Consider the following 17,513-nt stretch of genomic DNA (forward strand, 5'->3'; position numbering starts at 1 on the left):
GGCTGCACGGCTCCGCCGGTCCGCGCGCGGTTCACGCGGGGGTCTTCTCCGTCGTCAGGGAGTGCAGGAACCGCAGCAGCGTCATCAGGACGTCCCTGCTGGAGGCGCGGCGGCGGGCGTCGCACTCGACGATGGGGATGTCCGGGCTCAGGTCGAGCGCGGTGCGCAGCTCCTCGAAGTCGTAACGGGGGCCGTCCGGGAAGGAGTTGACGGCGACCACGAACGGCACCCCGCGCTCCTCCAGGCGCCCCATGACGTCGAAGCTGACCTCGAGGCGACGGGTGTCGACCAGCACGACCGCGCCGAGGGCGCCCTCGAACAGTCCGTTCCAGAGGAACCAGAAGCGTTCCTGGCCCGGGGTGCCGAAGAGGTAGAGCACCAGTTGTTCGGTGATGCTGATGCGACCGAAGTCCATCGCCACGGTGGTGGCTGTCTTGGACTCGGAACCGTAGTTGTCATCGACACCGACGCCGGCCTGCGTCATGGTCTCCTCGGTGGTCAGCGGTTTGATCTCGCTGACGGAACCGACCATGGTCGTCTTGCCGACGCCGAAGCCGCCCACGATGACGATCTTCACCGCGGCCTGCGCGGTCTGCGGGAGATGGTCCTCTGTTCGCGGACCGGGAATCGTGTCAGAGCCTTTGAAGTCCATGCATCACCGCTTCGAGGAGGGAACGGTCGGCCAGCGCCTGGCGGATGACCGGGGCGCGCGCCGTCACCAGTTCGGCCGTCAGCAGCTCGGTGAGCAGGACGGTCACCACGCTGAACGGCAGGCTGAGATAGGCGGACAGTTCGGCCACGGACAGGGGTGCCGTACAGAGCCTGAGCAGCGCCGCCTGCTCAGGCGTGGCGGAGGGCGGCGGATCGGCGTGCGCCACGATTAACGTGACCAGGTCGAGCTCCGAGCGCTCGGCCCCGTCGGGGCAGGTGATGACGTACAGGCGCTCGGGGTTCTTCTTCGGTCCCTCGGGGGGATCCTGGCCCTCCTGCGGGGGTTTCGGTGTCTGTTGCGGACTGGCCTTGGGGTGTCGCCGTCGGCGTTGCGGAGGAGTCATACGGTCTGCCCGTTGCGCCGGGGCGGGCTGGTGAGGTGCGCGCCGATACGGACGACCAGATCGCTCATGCGGGCGCTCATGTGGCCGGGTTCGGTGATGATGTCGGAGAGCACCGCGAGATAGGCGTTGGGGCCCGCGGCCATCAGGTAGAAGTAGCCCCCGTGGATCTCGATGAGGACCATCTTCATCTTGCCGTCGCTGCCCGGGATCTCCCCGGCGACGGCGCCCGCCAGGCTCTGCAGGCCCGCGCATGCGGCGGCCACACGGTCCGCGGTGTCCGGGTCACCGCCGTGCCGGGCGATGCGCAGGCCGTCGGCGGAGAGCACCACGATCATCTGGATGCCCGGTACGCCTTTGGCGAGGTCCTGGAGCATCCAGTCGAAGTTGCCTCGCTGCTGGATCACTTGAGGTTCCCCTCGTCTTCGGCCTCGGTACGGGCCGGTTCGTCGGTCGGCTGACTGGCTGTGGAAGCGGTGGGGCGCTTGAGGCCGTCCATGAACGCCTGGACCCACAGGCCGGGCGGGGTGTCGTCCGGCTTCGGCTCCGGCTCCTGTGCGGACCCGCGGCCGGCCGTCGACCAGATGCTCGGACGGCCTTCCCGCTCGGCCCGCTCGACCTCGGCCTGCTCGGCGTAGCGCTGGGAGAGCGGGGTCTTGACCCGGCTGCGGCGCTGGGGCAGCCCGTTCGCGGTCCACTCGGTGACCTCGGGGACGTCGTCCTCCATGGAGACCGGCGTCGTGAACTTGGGGCTGGTGGGGCGGCGCCGCTTGATGGTGCGCTTGGGGCCGGGCAGTGCGCCGAGTTCGGCCTTGGGCACGGCGGTGGCGCCGATGCCGTGGGCGAGTCCGACGCCGGGCTCGTCGGTGAGCATGTCGCTGGGCACGACGAGGATGGCGCGAACGCCGCCGTACGCGGAGGCGCGCAGGGAGACCTGCATGTCGTACGCCTGGCAGAGGCGGCCCACGACGGCGAGGCCGAGGCGCGGTGACTCTCCGAGGTCCTGGAGGTCCACACCGGCTTTGGCGCGCTCCAGCATGCCCTCGGCCCGCAGCCGGGCCTCCTCGCTGAGGCTGACTCCGGCGTCCTCGATCTCGATGCAGACGCCGGTCTGCACCTCGGTGGCGGTGACGTGCACCTTGCTCTGGGGCGGCGAGTAGCGGGTGGCGTTGTCGAGGAGTTCGGCCGCCGCGTGGATGACGGGCTCGACCGCGGTGCCCTTGACGTTGACCTTGGCGATCGAGGACAGGTCGATGCGCCGGTACTCCAGGATCCGGGACATGGCGCCGCGCAGCACGCTGTACAGCGCGACGGGCTCGGGCCACTGCCGGCCGGGACGCCCGCCGCCGAGCACCGAGATGGAGTCGGCGAGACGGCCGATCAGCGCGGTGCCGTGGTCGATCCGCAGGAGGTCGTCGAAGACCTCGGGGTTACGGCCGTGGTCCTCCTCCATCTCCCGGAGTTCGTTGGCCTGTTGGTGGACGATGGCCTGGACGCGGCGGGCGATGTTCACGAAGGAGCGCTGTGCGGCGTCCCGCATGACCTCCTCGGTGTCGACGATGTCGAGCACCGTCTTCAGCAACCGCTGCTGCGCCTCGGGCAGGTCGCTCCACGCCGGGTCGATGTCACCGAGCCGGCGAATCACCTCTCCGGGGGAATTCCCGCGGCGCATCCAGTGCAGTGCCGCGGGTGCGATCTCCTTGGCCAGACGGGTCATGTCCTGGTCCTGATGGGCGATCCGCTGTTCCAGATACGCCGTGTGACGGGCCTGTTCGACGCGGACGTTTCGCAGGGCGCGACCGCGCCGCACCGCCTCGGCCCCCACCGCGATCACCAGCAGCGTGGCGACGGCACCGCACAATCCGACGGCCGCCCTGGCCGGATCGGTCACCGCGGCGACGGCGGCCCCGGTCGCCGCAGCCATGACTATGGCAGGCAGCAACAGTACGCGCGCGTAGGGAAGTTCACGGCGTCCTGGGGGGGATTGAACACTCACCATGTGGGCCCTCTGAGACGTATCGACGGGGAGTCGCACATATAGGGAACAAGCGCACGAATACACATCAACTCGGTGCGCTGCGGGCGAGCTTAGTCCGACCGGATCAACGCCGTGTCATATTCGGCAAGGCCCTGAAACGGGCATTGCGACTGGAGTACTCTCGGTCCATTTACACGCTGAGCCATCAATCGCACACGCTGCGTCACGGCGAACGGGCGCACGAAACTCACTCACCGTGACGGGTGAAGGTCACCTTCCGGTGCGGTCCGTGGCGCAATCGCCGGGGCGTCCGAGGCGTAATCGCCGATGCAGTCCGCGGCGCAATCGCCGGTACGGTCTCGGCCCGGCCAGCCACCCCGACCCGGCTCGGGCTCCGGCCCGGTTGGCGACCAAGACTCCGCCCGGTTCACGCCCCGACTCCGTCCCGGTTCACGACCAAGACCTCCGGCCCGGTTCGCGACCAGACCTCCGGCCCGGCTCCCGGCCCCACCCCGGCCCACACACCGGCCCGACTCCCGGCCCAGACACCGACCCGGTTCACGGTCCGGCCCCCGACCCGCTCGCGACGCGAACCCCGGCTCAGGCCCCGGCGATACGCAGCGCCGCGTCCGCCGTCGCCTCCGCGAACACGGAGACGGTGCGGTCGGGGTCGGAGCGGTGGACGAGGATGACGCTCTCGATCAGGCCGAACAGCAGGTCGGTGCGGAGATCGAGCTCGCTCTTGGCGAGTGCGCCACCCGCGGCCGTGGCGGCGAGCAACTGCCGGTAGGCGTCCTTGAGTTCGGCACGCACGGCATGGAAGCCCGCGAACCGTTCCGCACGTACCTCGGGCAGCAGATAGAGGCCGCCGAGGTTGTGCGGCCCGTCGCACAGCACCTCGGCGTCCGCGCGGCACAGCTCCCACAGCCGGCTCTCCGCCGGGACCGTGTCGTCGGCGAGCAGCTCACGGGCGTATGCGAGCGAGGGCGTGACGGTGGACTCCAGGAGTTCGGCGAGGAGTTCCTCCTTGCCGGAGACGTAGTGGTACATGGAGGCCTGCCGCATGCCCGCGCGCTCGGCGACGGCCCGGGTGCTGGTGGCGGCGTATCCAAGGGTGGTGAACAACTCGGCCGCTGCGACGAGGAGTTCCTCACGAGGCGCCAGTCCGCTGTCCGGCCGCCGGGCAGCCCGGGGCCGGCCGACCCTCCGACCGGACTCCGCACCACGTGTCGTACCCATGCGTTCGATCCTCGCACATGGAGTGCACACGGGAGGCTCCGGAAGATCTACGCGCTCCCGAACAGCCACCACAGAGACACGCGGACACGCGGACATACGGACACGCAGACACCCCCACCTCCCCGCACCCCGCACCCCGCACCCCGCACCCAGAACGCCCACCAAGGCCCTGCACCCGCCACCACCCCCACCCCCGTGAGCCCCCGGTAACCGACCGGCAACACCCGGGCAACCCCTCCGACCCACCCGGCGCCTAATTTCTGTCAAGCGACAGAAATAACCCCGGAGCCGGAGGTCCGCCATGGCGACACAGACCACGTACGGAGCCCGCGACCACGCACGGGCCCAGGAGGGCACCCGTGCCGAGGCCATGTCCGTCGTCCCGGCCGGCGACTGGCCGGACCCGCCCTGTGAGGCGGGCCACCTGGTGTGGGCGGAGACCGTCGCGGGCGGCAACTACACCCACCGCGTCCTCGCCCGCGGCACCGAGCTCCGCCTCACCGACCTGCGCGGAGACGCCTGCGCCCACCTGCTCCTGTTCGCCGAGGGCCGCCCCTGGGAGCGTCTGAACGTCGCCGACACGGTCAAGGTCCAGTGGAACGCCTACCTCGGTGAGAACCAGCTGCTCCTGTCCGACCAGGGCCGCGTCCTCGCGAGCGTCGTCGCCGACACCTCGGGGCGCCACGACGCCCTGTGCGGCACCTCCACCCTCGTGCGCAACACCGAGCGCTACGGCGACGGCACTCCCCAGAGCCCCTCCCCCGCCGGCCGCGAGCTCTTCAAACTGGCGGCCGCGAAGAACGGCCTCGAACCCCGCGACCTCCCGCCGTCCCTCTCCTTCTTCCAGGGCGTGCGGATCGACGAGGACGGCTCCCTCGACTTCACCGGCTCGGCGGGGCCGGGCGCCAGCGTCACCCTGCGCGCCGAGCAGGACGTGACCGTACTGATCGCGAACGTCCCGCACCCGGCGGACCCCCGCCCCGCATACGTCAGCACCCCGCTTGAGGTGCTCGCCTGGCGCGCTGGACCCACCCACGCCGGCGACCCCCTCTGGGAGGCAGGACCCGAGGGCCGCCGCGCCTTCCTCAACACCGCCGACTTCCTCGCCTCGAAGGGACACGCATGAAGCTCGAAGGGACGCACACGAAGACGGTGGTTCCGGCCCGCGCCGCCTGGTCCGCCGTCCTCCGCGAGGGCGAGACGCTCACCATCACCGACCTGCACGGCAACCAGGCCGTCGACTTCCTGGTCTACGACGCCCACGACACGTCGGTCCGCTACAGCGCCCCCGACACCATCCACGCGCAGGGCGGCATCTTCCTCACCACGGGCAGCGTGCTGATGTCCAACGAGCACACCCCGCTGATGACGGTCACCGCCGACGACGTGGGCCGCCACGACACGGTCGGCGGCGCCTGCTCCAAGGAGTCGAACACCCTGCGCTACGGCCATCACACCTTCTCGCAGCACGCCTGTGTGGACAACTTCCTCGCCGAGGGCGCGAAGCACGGCCTCGGCAAGCGCGACCTCGTCTCCAACATCAACTGGTACATGAACGTCCCGGTCGAGAAGGACGGCACCCTCGGCATCGTCGACGGCCTGTCCGCCCCGGGTCTCTCCCTGGTCCTGCGCGCCGAGCGGGACGTCCTCGTCCTGGTCTCCAACTGCCCCCAGATCAACAACCCCTGCAACGGCTTCGACCCGACTGCCGTGGAGATGACCATCGGAGCCGCGGAGACGACGATCGGGGCCGTGGCATGACCTTCGACACCCTGCTGGTCGCCAACCGGGGCGAGATAGCGGTCCGGATCATCCGCACAGCCCGTGAACTCGGTCTGCGCACGGTCGCGGTGTACTCCGACGCCGACCGGGCCGCCCCGCACGTCCGCCTCGCCGACACGGCCGTACGTCTCGGCCCGGCGCCCGCGAAGGAGTCGTACCTCGACACCGACCTGGTCCTGAAGGCGGCCAAGGACACGGGCGCGGGCGCCATCCACCCCGGCTACGGCTTCCTGTCCGAGGACGCGGCCTTCGCCCGTCGCTGCGAGGACGCCGGGATCGTGTTCGTCGGCCCCACCCCCGACCAGCTGGAGCTCTTCGGCGCGAAGCACACGGCACGGGCCGCGGCTCAGGCGGCCGGGGTGCCCCTCGCGCCGGGGACGGGACTGCTGCCCTCGCTCGATGCGGCCCTCGAAGCGGCGGCGGACGTCGGCTATCCGGTCATGCTCAAGGCCACCGGCGGTGGCGGCGGCATCGGAATGTCGGCCTGCCGCTCCGCCGACGAACTGACCGACGCCTGGGACCGGGTGCAGCGCGTCGCCGCCGCCTCCTTCTCCACCGCGGGCGTCTTCCTGGAACGGCTCGTCGAGCACGCCCGCCATGTCGAGGTGCAGGTCTTCGGCGACGGCGAGGGCCGTGTCGTCACCTTCGGCGACCGCGACTGCTCCCTGCAGCGCCGCAACCAGAAGGTCCTGGAGGAGGCACCCGCACCGGGCCTGCCCGCCCGCATACGCGCACAACTCGCCGACAGTGCACGTGACTTGTGCGCCTCGGTCGGCTACCGATCCGCCGGGACCGTCGAGTTCGTGTACGACGACGCCCGCGAGGAGGCCTACTTCCTGGAGGTCAACACCCGCCTCCAGGTGGAGCACCCGGTCACCGAGGAGATCTACGGCGTCGACCTGGTCGCCTGGATGCTCCGCCTGGCCCGGGGCGAGCGGGAGGTCGTGCGCGAGCCCGGCGCCCCGCGCGGCCACGCCGTCGAGGCCCGCCTCTACGCCGAGGACCCCACCCGTGAACACCGGCCCAGCGCGGGCCTGTTGACCCGGGTCGAGTTCCCCACCGGGGTGCGGGTCGACGGCTGGGTGGAGACCGGTACCGAGGTGACGACGTCGTACGACCCGATGCTCGCCAAGGTCATCGCGTACGGCCCCGACCGCGCCCACGCGCTCCAGCGGCTGGACGAGGCCCTGGCCCGCACGCGCGTCGACGGCATCGAGACCAACCTGGGCCTGGTGCGGGCGGCGCTCACGCACTCCGACTTCACGACGGCCACCCACTCCACGGCGACGCTCGACGAGGTGACCGACCCGACCCCCCGTATCGAGGTGGTGGCCGCCGGCACCCTCACCACCGTGCAGGACTGGCCCGGCCGCACCGGCTACTGGCAGGTCGGCGTGCCCCCGTGCGGGCCGATGGACGACCGTTCCTTCCGGCTCGGCAACGCGGCGCTGGCCAACCCCGAGGGCGCCCCCGGCCTCGAATGCACCCTGCAGGGACCGTCGTTGAGGTTCTCCCACCCCACGACGGTCTGTGTCACGGGCGCCCCGGCCGCGGTCACCGTGGACGGCACTCCGGTCGCGCAGTGGGAGCCGGTGACCGTGCCCGCAGGCGGTGTCCTGGAGGTCGGCGCACCCGCCGAGCACGGCCTGCGGACCTACGTCCTCTTCGCGGACGGCCTCGACGTCCCGGCCTTCCTCGGCAGCGCGAGCACCTTCACGCTGGGCCGCTTCGGTGGACACGGCGGACGGGCGCTGCGCACCGGGGACGTGCTGCACGGAGGCCGCCGGGCCGAGGGGACGGCCGTGGCGGACCGCCCCTCCGGCACCCGCCCCTCCTTCACCTCCACCTGGCACATCGGCGCCGTCGAAGGCCCGCACGCCGCACCGGAGTTCTTCACCGAGGACGACATCCGCGACTTCTACGCCGCCGACTGGAAGGTCCACTTCAACTCGGCCCGTACCGGCGTCCGCCTGGTCGGCCCGAAGCCCCGCTGGGCGCGCACCGACGGCGGCGAGGCCGGCCTGCACCCGTCCAACATCCACGACACGCCCTATTCGGTCGGCGCCGTCGACTACACGGGCGACATGCCTGTGCTGCTCGGACCGGACGGCCCTTCGCTGGGCGGCTTCGTGTGCCCGGCGACCGTGATCAGTACCGAACGCTGGAAACTGGGCCAACTGCGCCCGGGTGACACCGTGCGCTTCGTGCCGGTGGACACCTCGGGCGAGCCCCGCCCGGCCATCGTGGACGGCGGCATCCTCGCCCGCGACGGGGACGTGACGTACCGGCGCAGCGGCGACGACAACCTGCTGGTCGAATTCGGGTCCATGCAGCTCGACCTGGCGCTGCGCATGCGCGTCCACGCGCTGATGGAGGCGGTGGCCGAGCAGGGCCCGGACGGCATCACCGACCTCACCCCCGGCATCCGCTCCCTCCAGATCCAGACGGACCCCGGCCGCCTTGCGCAACACGAACTCCTCGCCGTCGTAAGGGAGATCACCTCCTCGCTCCCCCCGTCCGACGAACTGGTCGTGCCCTCCCGCACGGTCCACCTCCCCCTCTCCTGGGACGACCCGGCCACCCGCGAGGCGATCGCCCGCTACATGGCGGGCGTCCGCGACGACGCGCCCTGGTGCCCGTGGAACATCGAGTTCATCCGCCGGGTCAACGGCCTGGATTCCGTGGACGACGTCTACCGCACGGTGTTCGACGCCGAGTACCTCGTGCTCGGCCTGGGCGATGTGTACCTGGGCGCCCCGGTCGCCACCCCGCTGGACCCGCGGCACCGCCTGGTGACCACCAAGTACAACCCGGCCCGCACCTGGACGGCCGAGAACTCCGTCGGCATCGGCGGGGCCTACCTCTGCGTCTACGGCATGGAGGGCCCCGGCGGCTACCAGTTCGTCGGCCGTACGACCCAGGTGTGGTCGGGCTGGCAGCAGCGCGGCGCGTTCGAGCCGGGCTCGCCCTGGCTGCTGCGCTTCTTCGACCGCATCAAGTGGTATCCGGTGGACGCGGACGAACTGCTGCAGTTGCGCGCCGACATCACCTCCGGCCGTTTCGTGCCCCGCATCGAGGAGGGCACCTTCTCGCTCGCCGAGTACGAGGGCTTCCTCGCCGAACACGCCGAGTCCATCGCGGAGTTCAGGGTGCGCCAGCAGGCCGCCTTCTCCCAGGAGCGGGACGCGTGGGAGGCGGCGGGAGAGTTCGCCCGCGCCGACGCGGTGTCCGCGCCGTCCGCCACCCCGGCCGAGGTGGCCGTCCCGCCGGGCGGTCGCCTGATCGAGGCCGAATTCGCCGCCTCCGTATGGCAGTTGAACGTCGAGCCGGGCGACGAGGTGACGGCCGGCCAGCCGCTCCTCGCCCTGGAGGCGATGAAGATGGAGTCCAGGGTGCACGCGCCGACGGCCGGCGTGGTCGCGGAGATCCTGGCCAGGCCCGGCGATCAGGTGGAGGCGGGGACGGCACTGCTCGTCCTGGCCCCGCCCGCACAGTGAAAGAGGAACAGGACATGTCCACCACCGTCACCCGGGTCCGCGCCGCCTACGATCGCGTCGAGGCCGTGGACCGCCCCGAGATCTGGATCGACCTGCGCCCGCGGGAAGAGGTCGAGCGGGAGGCCCGGGCGATCGACGAGCGACTCGAAAAGGGAGAGCAGCTCCCCCTTGCCGGGCGCCTGTTCGCCGCCAAGGGCAACATCGACGTGGCCGGCCTGCCCACCACGGCGGGCTGTCCGTCGTACGCCTATCACCCCGAGGCCGATGCCCCGGTCGTCGCCCGTCTGCGCGCGGCCGGCGCGATCGTGCTCGGCACCACGAACCTGGACCAGTTCGCGACGGGCCTGGTCGGCACCCGCTCCCCGCACGGCGCGGTCCGCAACGCCCACGACCCCGAGCGGGTGAGCGGCGGTTCCAGCTCCGGCTCGGCGGTCGCCGTGGCCCTGGGCATCGTCGACTTCGCCCTCGGCACCGACACGGCGGGCTCGGGCCGGGTCCCGGCCGCCTTCAACGGCATCGTCGGCCTCAAGCCCACCCGCGGCCTGGTCCCCACGGCCGGAGTCGTCCCGGCCTGCGCCTCGATCGACTGCGTGACGGTCTTCGCCCGCACCCTCCCGGAGGCCGAACAGGCGCTGTCCCACATGACGACGGGCACGGCCCCGGCCCTTCCCGGCCGCCGCCCCGGCCCCTGGCGGATCGCGATCGCCCCGCGCGAGCAGCTGGGCGAACTGGACGAGGGCTGGGCGGACGCGTACGACCGAGCGGTGGCGCACCTGACGGCAGCCGGCGCCTCGCTGCGCGAACTCGACCTCACGCCCTTCACCGAGGCGGCGGCGATGCTCTACGAGGGCGCGTTCGTGGCCGAGCGCTACACAGCCGTGGGGGCCTTTGTCGACAAGGCGACAGCTGAAGGGGACCAGAACCTGGACCCCACGGTCGCCGCCATCATCACCCGGGCCCGTGACCTCCCGGCCCACCAGCTCTACGCCGACCTGGACCGCCTGGCCGCCCTGCGCACCCGTGCCCTGACCGAGCTGGCCGACGCGGACGCCCTTCTGCTCCCCACGGCCCCCGGCCACCCCACCCTCGCCGACGTCGCCGCCGACCCCCTGGGCGCCAACGCCCGCCTGGGCCGCTTCACCAACTCCACGAACCTCTTCGACCTGGCCGCGGTCGCGGTCCCGGCCGGCGAGGTGAACGGCCTCCCCTTCGGCGTGATGCTGATCGGCCCGGCACACAGCGATGAACGGCTGGCGAGGATCGCGGGCCTGCTCCAGCCGGAGACCCGGCTGGCGGTGGTGGGCGCCCACCTCACGGGCCAGCCCCTGAACCCCCAACTCCTGGCCCTGGGCGCCCGCCTGGACCGTACGACGACCACGGCCCCGGTCTACCGCCTGCACGCCCTGCGGACCGACCCGCCGAAGCCGGGCCTGGTCCACGTCGGCGAGGGCGGCGCGGAGATCGAGGCGGAGGTGTGGCGCCTGCCGGCGCAGGGCCTGGGCCGTCTCCTGACGGCGCTTCCCCGTCCGATGACCCTGGGCAGCGTGGAACTGGCAGACGGCACCAGGGTCCCTGGCTTCTTGTGCGAACCAAGCGCACTCGATGAAGCCGAGGACATCACGTCACACGGAGGCTGGCGCCCTTATCTGCACGCCGAGTAGTGCAACCCACCCAGGGGCGCGGGGCTGCATCGATATGCGGCTCCGCCGCGTGGGCGCGACCTGCCACGACGAACCCGCCCCCGCCTCCACACCCGTCACCCCACCGACGAGTAGGCCACAACCCCCCGCAGCAACAGATCAACGGCCTTCCGCGCGTTCTTCGCGACGGACGAAGACCCGTCACCCCCCGACACGGGAGCCGCCGCCGAGATCTGCCCCAGGACGTCGATCACCTGCTTGCACCACCGTACGAAGTCCCCGGCAGGCATCTCCGCCTCCCGCAGCACCTCGTCGAGCCCCTTGCCGTTGGCCCACATGTACGCGGCCCAGGCGAACCCCAGATCCGGCTCCCGCTGTCCGACTCCCTCGGTCTGGCTGATCCGGAAGTCCTCCTCCAGGGCGTCCAGCCGGCCCCAGATCCGCACCATCTCACCGAGCGAGGCCTTCGCCTTGCCGGACGGCACCTTGGGCGCCATGGCGTCGTCGCCCACCCGGGCCTCGTACACCAACGCCGACACGCACGCGGCCAGTTCGGCGGGGGAAAGCCCCTCCCAGACGCCCTCCCGCAGGCATTCGCTGGCCAGCAGATCGAGCTCGCCGTACAGCCGGGCCAGCCGCTTACCGTGCTCGGTGACCTCGTCGCCGCGCAGATAGTCCAGCTCGGTCAGCAGCGCGACGATCCGGTCGAAGGTGCGGGCGATGGTGTTCGTCCGGCCCTCGATACGCCGCTCCAGCTGCGAGGTGTCCCGCATCAGCCGGTGATACCGCTCGGCCCAACGGGCGTGGTCCTCCCGGTCGTTGCACCCATGGCAGGGGTGGGCACGGATCGCCGTCCGCAGCCGGGCGATCTCCCGGTCGTCGGCCGCCTGGGCCCGCTTCTTACGGGCCCGCTCCGGAGGAATGTGCCCCGCCTTGGTACGCAGAGCGGAGGCCAGGTCCCGACGGGACTGCGGTGAGCGCGGGTTGAAGGACTTCGGGATCCGCATCCGCTCCAACGCCTCGACCGGCACCGGGAAGTCCATCGAGGCGAGCCGCTTGACCTGCCGCTCGGCGGTCAGCACCAGGGGCCTGGGGCCGTCGTGCTGCTCGAAGCCCCGGTGGCCGTTGGACCGCCCCGCGGGCAGCCCCGGGTCCAGCACCAGTGCGAGACCAGCGTACTTGCCCGTCGGCACATGGATGACGTCACCCGGCTTGAGCTTCTCCAGCGCGACGGCCGCCTCGGCCCGCCGCTCCGACACTCCCTGCCGGGCCAGTTCCGTCTCACGGTCCTTGAGCTCGCGCCGCAGCCGCGCGTAGTCCTCGAAGTCGCCGAGGTGGCAGGTCATGGACTCCTTGTAGCCGTCCAGTCCCTCCTCGTTGCGCTGCACCTGCCGCGAGATACCGACGACCGACTTGTCGGCCTGGAACTGTGCGAAGGACGTCTCCAGCAGTTCGCGCGAGCGGTGCCGGCCGAACTGCTCGACCAGGTTGACCGCCATGTTGTACGACGGCTTGAAGCTGGAGCGCAGCGGGTACGTGCGCGTGCCGGCCAGCCCCGCGAGGTGCTCGGGGCTGCTTCCGCGCTGCCAGAGCACGACGGCGTGCCCTTCGATGTCGATGCCCCGTCGGCCCGCGCGCCCCGTCAGCTGCGTGTACTCGCCGGGGGTGATGTCGGCGTGCTGTTCGCCGTTCCACTTGACGAGCTTCTCCAGCACCACCGAGCGGGCGGGCATGTTGATGCCCAGCGCGAGGGTCTCGGTCGCGAACACGGCCTTCACCAGGCCGCGCACGAACAGTTCCTCGACGACCTCCTTGAAGGTCGGCAGCATGCCCGCGTGGTGCGCCGCGATGCCGCGCTCCAGGCCCTCCAGCCACTCGTAGTACCCGAGTACGTGGAGGTCCTCGGTCGGGATCGACGAGGTGCGCTGTTCGACGAGTTCGCGCACCTTGCCGCGGGCCTCGTCGTCGTTCAGCCGCAGTCCCGCGTGCAGGCACTGCTGGACGGCCGCCTCGCAGGCGGCGCGGCTGAAGATGAACGTGATGGCGGGCAGCAGCCCTTCGGCGTCCAGCCGCTCGATGACCTCGGGCCGGCTCGGCGTCCACACTTTCGACCGCTGCCGCCGCTCACGCTCACGGTCGGCCTCGCGCATCGCCCGGCCGCGTCTGCGGTCCTGGAACGACGGCCGCTGCGCCTCCATCCGGGCCAGCCGCGCGAGGTCGGGGTTGACGGCCTTCTTGTTGCCCTCGCCCTCCTCGAACAGGTCGTACATCCGCCGCCCGGCGAGCACGTGCTGGAACAGCGGCACGGGCCGGTGCTCGGAGACGATCACCTGGGTGTCGCCGCGGACGGTGTCGAGCCAGTCGCCGAACTCCTCGGCGTTGGACACGGTCGCCGACAGCGACACCAGGGTCACCGACTCGGGGAGGTGGATGATCACCTCTTCCCATACGGCGCCCCGGAAGCGGTCGGAGAGGTAGTGCACCTCGTCCATCACCACGTATCCGAGGCCGAGGAGGGTCTGCGAGCCCGCGTACAGCATGTTCCGCAGTACCTCGGTGGTCATCACGACCACGGGGGCGTCGGAGTTGACGCTGTTGTCACCGGTGAGCAGGCCGACCTTGTCCGCGCCGTAACGGCGGCTCAGGTCGGCGTACTTCTGGTTCGACAGCGCCTTGATGGGGGTGGTGTAGAAGCACTTCTTGCCCTGCTGGAGGGCGAGGTGGACGGCGAACTCGCCGACGATCGTCTTGCCGGAGCCGGTGGGGGCGGCCACCAGCACGCCCTTGCCCGCTTCGAGAGCCTTGCACGCCTCGATCTGGAAGGGATCGAGACCGAAGTCGTACATCTCGCGGAAGCCCGCGAGCGAGGTGGCCTGCTCGGCTGCCCGCAAGCGGGCTGCCGCGTACCGCTCGGCCGGTGAGAGGTCCTCTGTCATCGTGCTTTCGAGCGTACCGGGCGCCACTGACAACAGGACGATCATTATCCGGATCGACTTCCGCGAAACCTGCTCTTCACGCAGATCAACGGCCCCTCACGGATCGACGATCCGTCCCGGGGGCAGAACGGCCCTCAGGCCACGGCGGGCAGTCCGCGCAAGCGGCCCGAAACGCGCAAGCGGCCGGCCGCGCCGCTCGGGCGCCCCGGCCGCGGCCCGCGGTGGGGGTGACGAAGTGGGCACTCCCTCAGGTCACGGGAGCGATCCCAGGAGCTGTGTCCCGCTCGTCAGGTCACGTCGTCGTAGCCGTTGACCCGGTCCGTGCCCGACTGTTCGGGCAGGGCCCGGCTCGCGGAGACGGTCTCGATCTCGCCGATGTCGTCGGGGGTGAGGTCAAGGTCGGAGGCCTCGTCGTCGGCGGGCCCCTCGGCGTCGCGACGTCGTCGACGCCTGTCGTTGACCAGGGAGAAGGCCACCGCGCAGAAGTACAGGACCCAGATCGGGCCGGCCAGTGCGAGCATGCTCAGCGGGTCCGTGCTCGGCGTCGCGACGGCGGCGAACACCGTGATGCCCATGATCATGCCGCGCCACCAGCCGAGCATTCGCTTGCCGGTGATCATCCCGGTGAGGTTGAGGAAGACCAGCAGCAGCGGCAGCTCGAAGGAGAGACCGAAGACGATCACCATGCGCGTGACGAGTTGCAGCAGATCGTCGAGCGGCAGCTGGTTGTCGATGCTGCCGTTCGGTGTGAAGTCGATCAGCACCTTCGCGGTGGTCGGGAGCACCGCGTACGCGAAGTAGGCACCGCACATGAACAGGGGGGCGCCGGTGAAGACGAACGCGTACGCGTACTTCTTCTCGTGCCGGTGCAGGCCCGGGGCGACGAACGCCCAGAGCTGGTACAGCCAGATCGGCGAGGCCAGGACGATACCCGCCGTCAGCGAGACCTGGAGGGCCAGGGTGAACGGCGCGAGCAGGCCGTTGATGGTGATCCGGGCGCACTTCTCAGTGCTCTCGCTCGCCGACGTCCTCGCGAGTTCCGCGAAGCTCTTGCTGCAACCGATCGAGTCCAGAATCGGCTTCGTCAGGAAGTTGATGATGTCGTTGTAGAAGAAGGCGGCGACGACCGTCACGATGACGATGGCCAGCAGGGCCTTCGCGAGCCGGTTGCGGAGCTCACGAAGGTGATCCGCGAGAGGCATCCGCCCCTCGGGATCCCTCTCCTCTTTGCGGGCAGACTTGAGCAACCCACGTTCCCATCTCGTGCGGGCGGGCCGGAGAGCTCCGGCCCCGCGTCAGCGCTTGGTCGTGTCCGTCGGCTCGGTGACCGGGCGCGAGCTCGTCACGTCGCCGGGAGCGGCCTGGATGGTGCGCTGAGCCGGGTTCTGCTCGTCGTTGTTGGGCGGGCCGGCCGGAGTGGCCGTGCTGCCGCCCTCTTCCTTCATCGCCTTGGCCTCGCTCTTGAGGATGCGAGCGGACTTGCCGAGCGAGCGCGCCATGTCGGGAAGCTTCTTCGCGCCGAACAGCAGGATGACGACGACGAGGATGAGAATGATCTCGGGGGCGCCGAGCCTTCCGAACATAAGTCTTTACCTTCTCACCGAGGCGGCTTGTGGGGTGCTGTCCGACCGGTCGGACATGCGTCCGATCAGTCGTGCTGACAGCGATCGTAACGCTCAGGGGTGAACGCCTGGCAATCCCTGTGCGTACTCCCGGTCCGCGACCGGGCCTCGTTATCCGGACCGCGACGAGCAGCGTACCTGCCGACCTGGCCGGGGTGACAGGGCGAAGTGGCGCAAAACGCATCCGCCCCGCTACTCACACCCAACTCTCAGCCGTCCTCACAGCGAGTCCGCGGAACGCGCCGTGCTCACCGCCGCCCGCTCCAGGTCCTCAGCGGCCCGGTTGATGCGCCGCGCGGAGTCCGTGACCTGCCTTCCGAGGCGCTGTGCCTCCAGAAAGACCCGGACGGCGAGCACGCCGAGGACGACGAGACCCACGAAACCCACAGCTACCGCGAACATCGGCCAGAACATGGGACCGAGCCTAGAGGGTGGAGTGCAGCCGCAGGGTCCGGACCCCGCCGCCCGTCAGCAGCTCCACGATCCGCTCCCCCGCGGGCTTGCGGACGGCCGCGCCGCACTCGGGGCAGGTGAAGGAGTAGAAGGTGGTGCGGCTGCTCGCGCCGATGGCCAGGCGCAGGGCGCTCGCGGCCAGCTCGAACCGCTCCCGGCAGTCCGGGCAGCCCGCCTTGAAGGTCACCGGAGCCGCACTCCTCATCCCCGCGAAGGCGGCGGCCACCGTCATGCCCGCACCAGAGGTCGCCGACTCGCTCAAAGCTCCTGCTCCTGCCTGTCGTGCCGACCGTCCTGCACCGGGGCCCCCGGGGGCTCCTGCGCCTCGACACCGTCGTACGCGGCCAGTGCCTCGCGGGCCGCCAGGCGCGCGCTGTCGGCGAGGTCCGGCGGCGAGACGATCCGGCCGTCGCGGCCGAGCCGGAGCGCCAGCCGCCTCAGCGACGCCGGCTCGGGGGTGCGGAGGGTAATACGCAGCCCGCCGTCGGAAAGCTCATCCGCACTGTCGTGCGGGTAGTACTCCGCGACCCAGCGGCCCCCCGGCCCCACCTCGACGACCACCTCGGGATCCTCGGCGGCGGGCTGCACGAGTCCCTCTGACAGGTCCCTGAGCTCGATCTCGGGCGGCGCGGACGGTTCGTCGAGGATCTTGATCTCGGCGACCCGGTCGAGCCTGAAGGTGCGGCGCGCCTCGGAGCGGCGGCACCAGGCCTCCACATAGGTGTGGCCGACGCTGACCAGGCGGATCGGGTCGATCTCGCGTTCGGTGACCTCGTCGCGGGCGGGCGAATAGTAGCGGATCCACAGGCGGCGCCGCTCGGAGATGGCCCGGTCGACGTCCGCGAAGACACCGCCCTCGGACTCGAAGGTCACCGACAGCCGGGCGCTGGCGCCCGCGTTCTCGCCGGCCGCCGTCTCCACCTTGGCGGTGGCCCGCAGCAGCGCCTGCCGGTCGCTCTCCCGGAGGCCGGGCAGGGTGGACACCGCGCGGGCGGCCACCAGCAGCGCGGTCGCCTCGTCGGCGGCGAGCCTGAGCGGCTCCGCCACGTCGTCGGGGTTGTGCCACCAGATCCGCTCGCCGTCGGTGTCGATGTCGAGCAGATCTCCGCCGCGGAAGCTGGTGCCGCACATGGGCAGCACGTCGAGGTCGGAGACCAGCTCGTCCTCGGTGATCCCGAAGGCCCGGGCGACGTCCTCGACCCGGGCTCCGGGACGCTCCTTCAGATAGGTCACCAGCGAGAGCATCCGCCGGGTCTGGTCGATGGCGTTCGTGGGCCTGACCGGTTTTCCTGCCACGTTGTCTTCCGCTCCCCC

At 71.0% G+C, this 17,513-nt stretch carries 15 protein-coding genes; 4 read left to right on the plus strand and 11 right to left on the minus strand.

The features are described 5' to 3' along the window. Nucleotides 1-31: 31 nt before the first annotated feature. The 5 genes from ACZ48Z_RS01725 to ACZ48Z_RS01745 form a co-directional block, all read right to left on the minus strand. Nucleotides 32-652 (minus strand): GTP-binding protein, encoded by a 621-nt coding sequence (locus ACZ48Z_RS01725; protein ID WP_468733785.1) that lies wholly within the window; start codon nt 650-652, stop codon nt 32-34. Beyond that, nucleotides 633-1,055: a DUF742 domain-containing protein gene (locus ACZ48Z_RS01730; protein WP_468733786.1), complete on the minus strand. Its 423-nt coding sequence runs from the start codon at nt 1,053-1,055 to the stop codon at nt 633-635. Before ACZ48Z_RS01730 ends, ACZ48Z_RS01725 begins: the two co-directional genes overlap by 20 nt. Further along, nucleotides 1,052-1,459 (minus strand): roadblock/LC7 domain-containing protein, encoded by a 408-nt coding sequence (locus ACZ48Z_RS01735; protein WP_007380839.1) that lies wholly within the window; start codon nt 1,457-1,459, stop codon nt 1,052-1,054. Before ACZ48Z_RS01735 ends, ACZ48Z_RS01730 begins: the two co-directional genes overlap by 4 nt. Beyond that, nucleotides 1,456-3,051 carry a sensor histidine kinase gene (locus tag ACZ48Z_RS01740; protein ID WP_468733787.1) on the minus strand — a complete coding sequence of 532 codons (1,596 nt, stop codon included), beginning with the start codon at nt 3,049-3,051 and terminating at the stop codon, nt 1,456-1,458. Before ACZ48Z_RS01740 ends, ACZ48Z_RS01735 begins: the two co-directional genes overlap by 4 nt. 579 nt (nt 3,052-3,630) lie before the next feature. Continuing rightward, nucleotides 3,631-4,269 (minus strand): TetR/AcrR family transcriptional regulator, encoded by a 639-nt coding sequence (locus ACZ48Z_RS01745; protein ID WP_468733788.1) that lies wholly within the window; start codon nt 4,267-4,269, stop codon nt 3,631-3,633. Nucleotides 4,270-4,570: 301 nt separating this feature from the next. Here ACZ48Z_RS01745 and ACZ48Z_RS01750 point away from each other — a divergent pair, with 301 nt between their 5' ends. The 4 genes from ACZ48Z_RS01750 to atzF are packed head-to-tail and all read left to right on the plus strand — an operon-like array spanning nt 4,571 to nt 11,209. Beyond that, nucleotides 4,571-5,395 carry an urea amidolyase associated protein UAAP1 gene (locus ACZ48Z_RS01750; RefSeq protein WP_468733789.1) on the plus strand — a complete coding sequence of 275 codons (825 nt, stop codon included), beginning with the start codon at nt 4,571-4,573 and terminating at the stop codon, nt 5,393-5,395. Next, nucleotides 5,392-6,030, plus strand: a complete 639-nt coding sequence (locus ACZ48Z_RS01755) for an urea amidolyase associated protein UAAP2 (protein ID WP_468733790.1) — start codon at nt 5,392-5,394, stop codon at nt 6,028-6,030. The genes ACZ48Z_RS01750 and ACZ48Z_RS01755 overlap by 4 nt, the downstream gene beginning before the upstream one ends. Further along, nucleotides 6,027-9,548 carry a 5-oxoprolinase/urea amidolyase family protein gene (locus tag ACZ48Z_RS01760; protein ID WP_468733791.1) on the plus strand — a complete coding sequence of 1,174 codons (3,522 nt, stop codon included), beginning with the start codon at nt 6,027-6,029 and terminating at the stop codon, nt 9,546-9,548. Before ACZ48Z_RS01755 ends, ACZ48Z_RS01760 begins: the two co-directional genes overlap by 4 nt. A gap of 14 nt (nt 9,549-9,562) precedes the next feature. Continuing rightward, entirely contained in the window at nt 9,563-11,209 is a 1,647-nt protein-coding gene (gene atzF / locus ACZ48Z_RS01765) for an allophanate hydrolase (protein ID WP_468733792.1), read from the plus strand. A 95-nt stretch (nt 11,210-11,304) separates the two neighbouring features. Here atzF and ACZ48Z_RS01770 read toward each other — a convergent pair whose 3' ends face one another. The 6 genes from ACZ48Z_RS01770 to ACZ48Z_RS01795 all read right to left on the minus strand — a co-directional run bounded on the left by ACZ48Z_RS01770 (nt 11,305) and on the right by ACZ48Z_RS01795 (nt 17,495). Further along, a complete protein-coding gene (locus ACZ48Z_RS01770) occupies nt 11,305-14,169 on the minus strand; it encodes a DEAD/DEAH box helicase (protein ID WP_468733793.1) in 2,865 nt (954 codons plus the stop codon). A gap of 242 nt (nt 14,170-14,411) precedes the next feature. Beyond that, the gene (gene tatC / locus ACZ48Z_RS01775; RefSeq protein WP_468733794.1) at nt 14,412-15,371 is read right to left on the minus strand and encodes a twin-arginine translocase subunit TatC; all 960 of its coding nucleotides are present in this window, start codon (nt 15,369-15,371) and stop codon (nt 14,412-14,414) included. Between the two features lie 48 nt (nt 15,372-15,419). Continuing rightward, nucleotides 15,420-15,707, minus strand: a complete 288-nt coding sequence (tatA, locus tag ACZ48Z_RS01780; protein ID WP_468733795.1) for a Sec-independent protein translocase subunit TatA — start codon at nt 15,705-15,707, stop codon at nt 15,420-15,422. Nucleotides 15,708-15,965: 258 nt separating this feature from the next. Then, nucleotides 15,966-16,160, minus strand: coding sequence for a hypothetical protein (locus tag ACZ48Z_RS01785; protein WP_468733796.1), 195 nt, complete (start codon nt 16,158-16,160; stop codon nt 15,966-15,968). Between the two features lie 10 nt (nt 16,161-16,170). Then, a complete protein-coding gene (locus tag ACZ48Z_RS01790; protein ID WP_028810250.1) occupies nt 16,171-16,461 on the minus strand; it encodes a hypothetical protein in 291 nt (96 codons plus the stop codon). Next, entirely contained in the window at nt 16,458-17,495 is a 1,038-nt protein-coding gene (locus tag ACZ48Z_RS01795) for a helix-turn-helix transcriptional regulator (protein WP_468733797.1), read from the minus strand. Before ACZ48Z_RS01795 ends, ACZ48Z_RS01790 begins: the two co-directional genes overlap by 4 nt. Nucleotides 17,496-17,513 lie beyond the last annotated feature (18 nt).

Source organism: Streptomyces sp. NPDC031225 (assembly GCF_055570355.1).

Excerpts from the sequence above, each read along its gene's own strand:
- ACZ48Z_RS01725 (WP_468733785.1), bottom strand. The coding sequence starts at position 652 with ATGGACTTCAAAGGCTCTGACACGATTCCCGGTCCGCGAACAGAGGAC.
- ACZ48Z_RS01730 (WP_468733786.1), bottom strand. The coding sequence starts at position 1,055 with ATGACTCCTCCGCAACGCCGACGGCGACACCCCAAGGCCAGTCCGCAA.
- ACZ48Z_RS01740 (WP_468733787.1), bottom strand. The coding sequence starts at position 3,051 with ATGGTGAGTGTTCAATCCCCCCCAGGACGCCGTGAACTTCCCTACGCG.
- ACZ48Z_RS01745 (WP_468733788.1), bottom strand. The coding sequence starts at position 4,269 with ATGGGTACGACACGTGGTGCGGAGTCCGGTCGGAGGGTCGGCCGGCCC.
- ACZ48Z_RS01750 (WP_468733789.1), top strand. The coding sequence starts at position 4,571 with ATGGCGACACAGACCACGTACGGAGCCCGCGACCACGCACGGGCCCAG.
- ACZ48Z_RS01755 (WP_468733790.1), top strand. The coding sequence starts at position 5,392 with ATGAAGCTCGAAGGGACGCACACGAAGACGGTGGTTCCGGCCCGCGCC.
- ACZ48Z_RS01760 (WP_468733791.1), top strand. The coding sequence starts at position 6,027 with ATGACCTTCGACACCCTGCTGGTCGCCAACCGGGGCGAGATAGCGGTC.
- atzF (WP_468733792.1), top strand. The coding sequence starts at position 9,563 with ATGTCCACCACCGTCACCCGGGTCCGCGCCGCCTACGATCGCGTCGAG.
- ACZ48Z_RS01770 (WP_468733793.1), bottom strand. The coding sequence starts at position 14,169 with ATGATCGTCCTGTTGTCAGTGGCGCCCGGTACGCTCGAAAGCACGATG.
- tatA (WP_468733795.1), bottom strand. The coding sequence starts at position 15,707 with ATGTTCGGAAGGCTCGGCGCCCCCGAGATCATTCTCATCCTCGTCGTC.
- ACZ48Z_RS01785 (WP_468733796.1), bottom strand. The coding sequence starts at position 16,160 with ATGTTCTGGCCGATGTTCGCGGTAGCTGTGGGTTTCGTGGGTCTCGTC.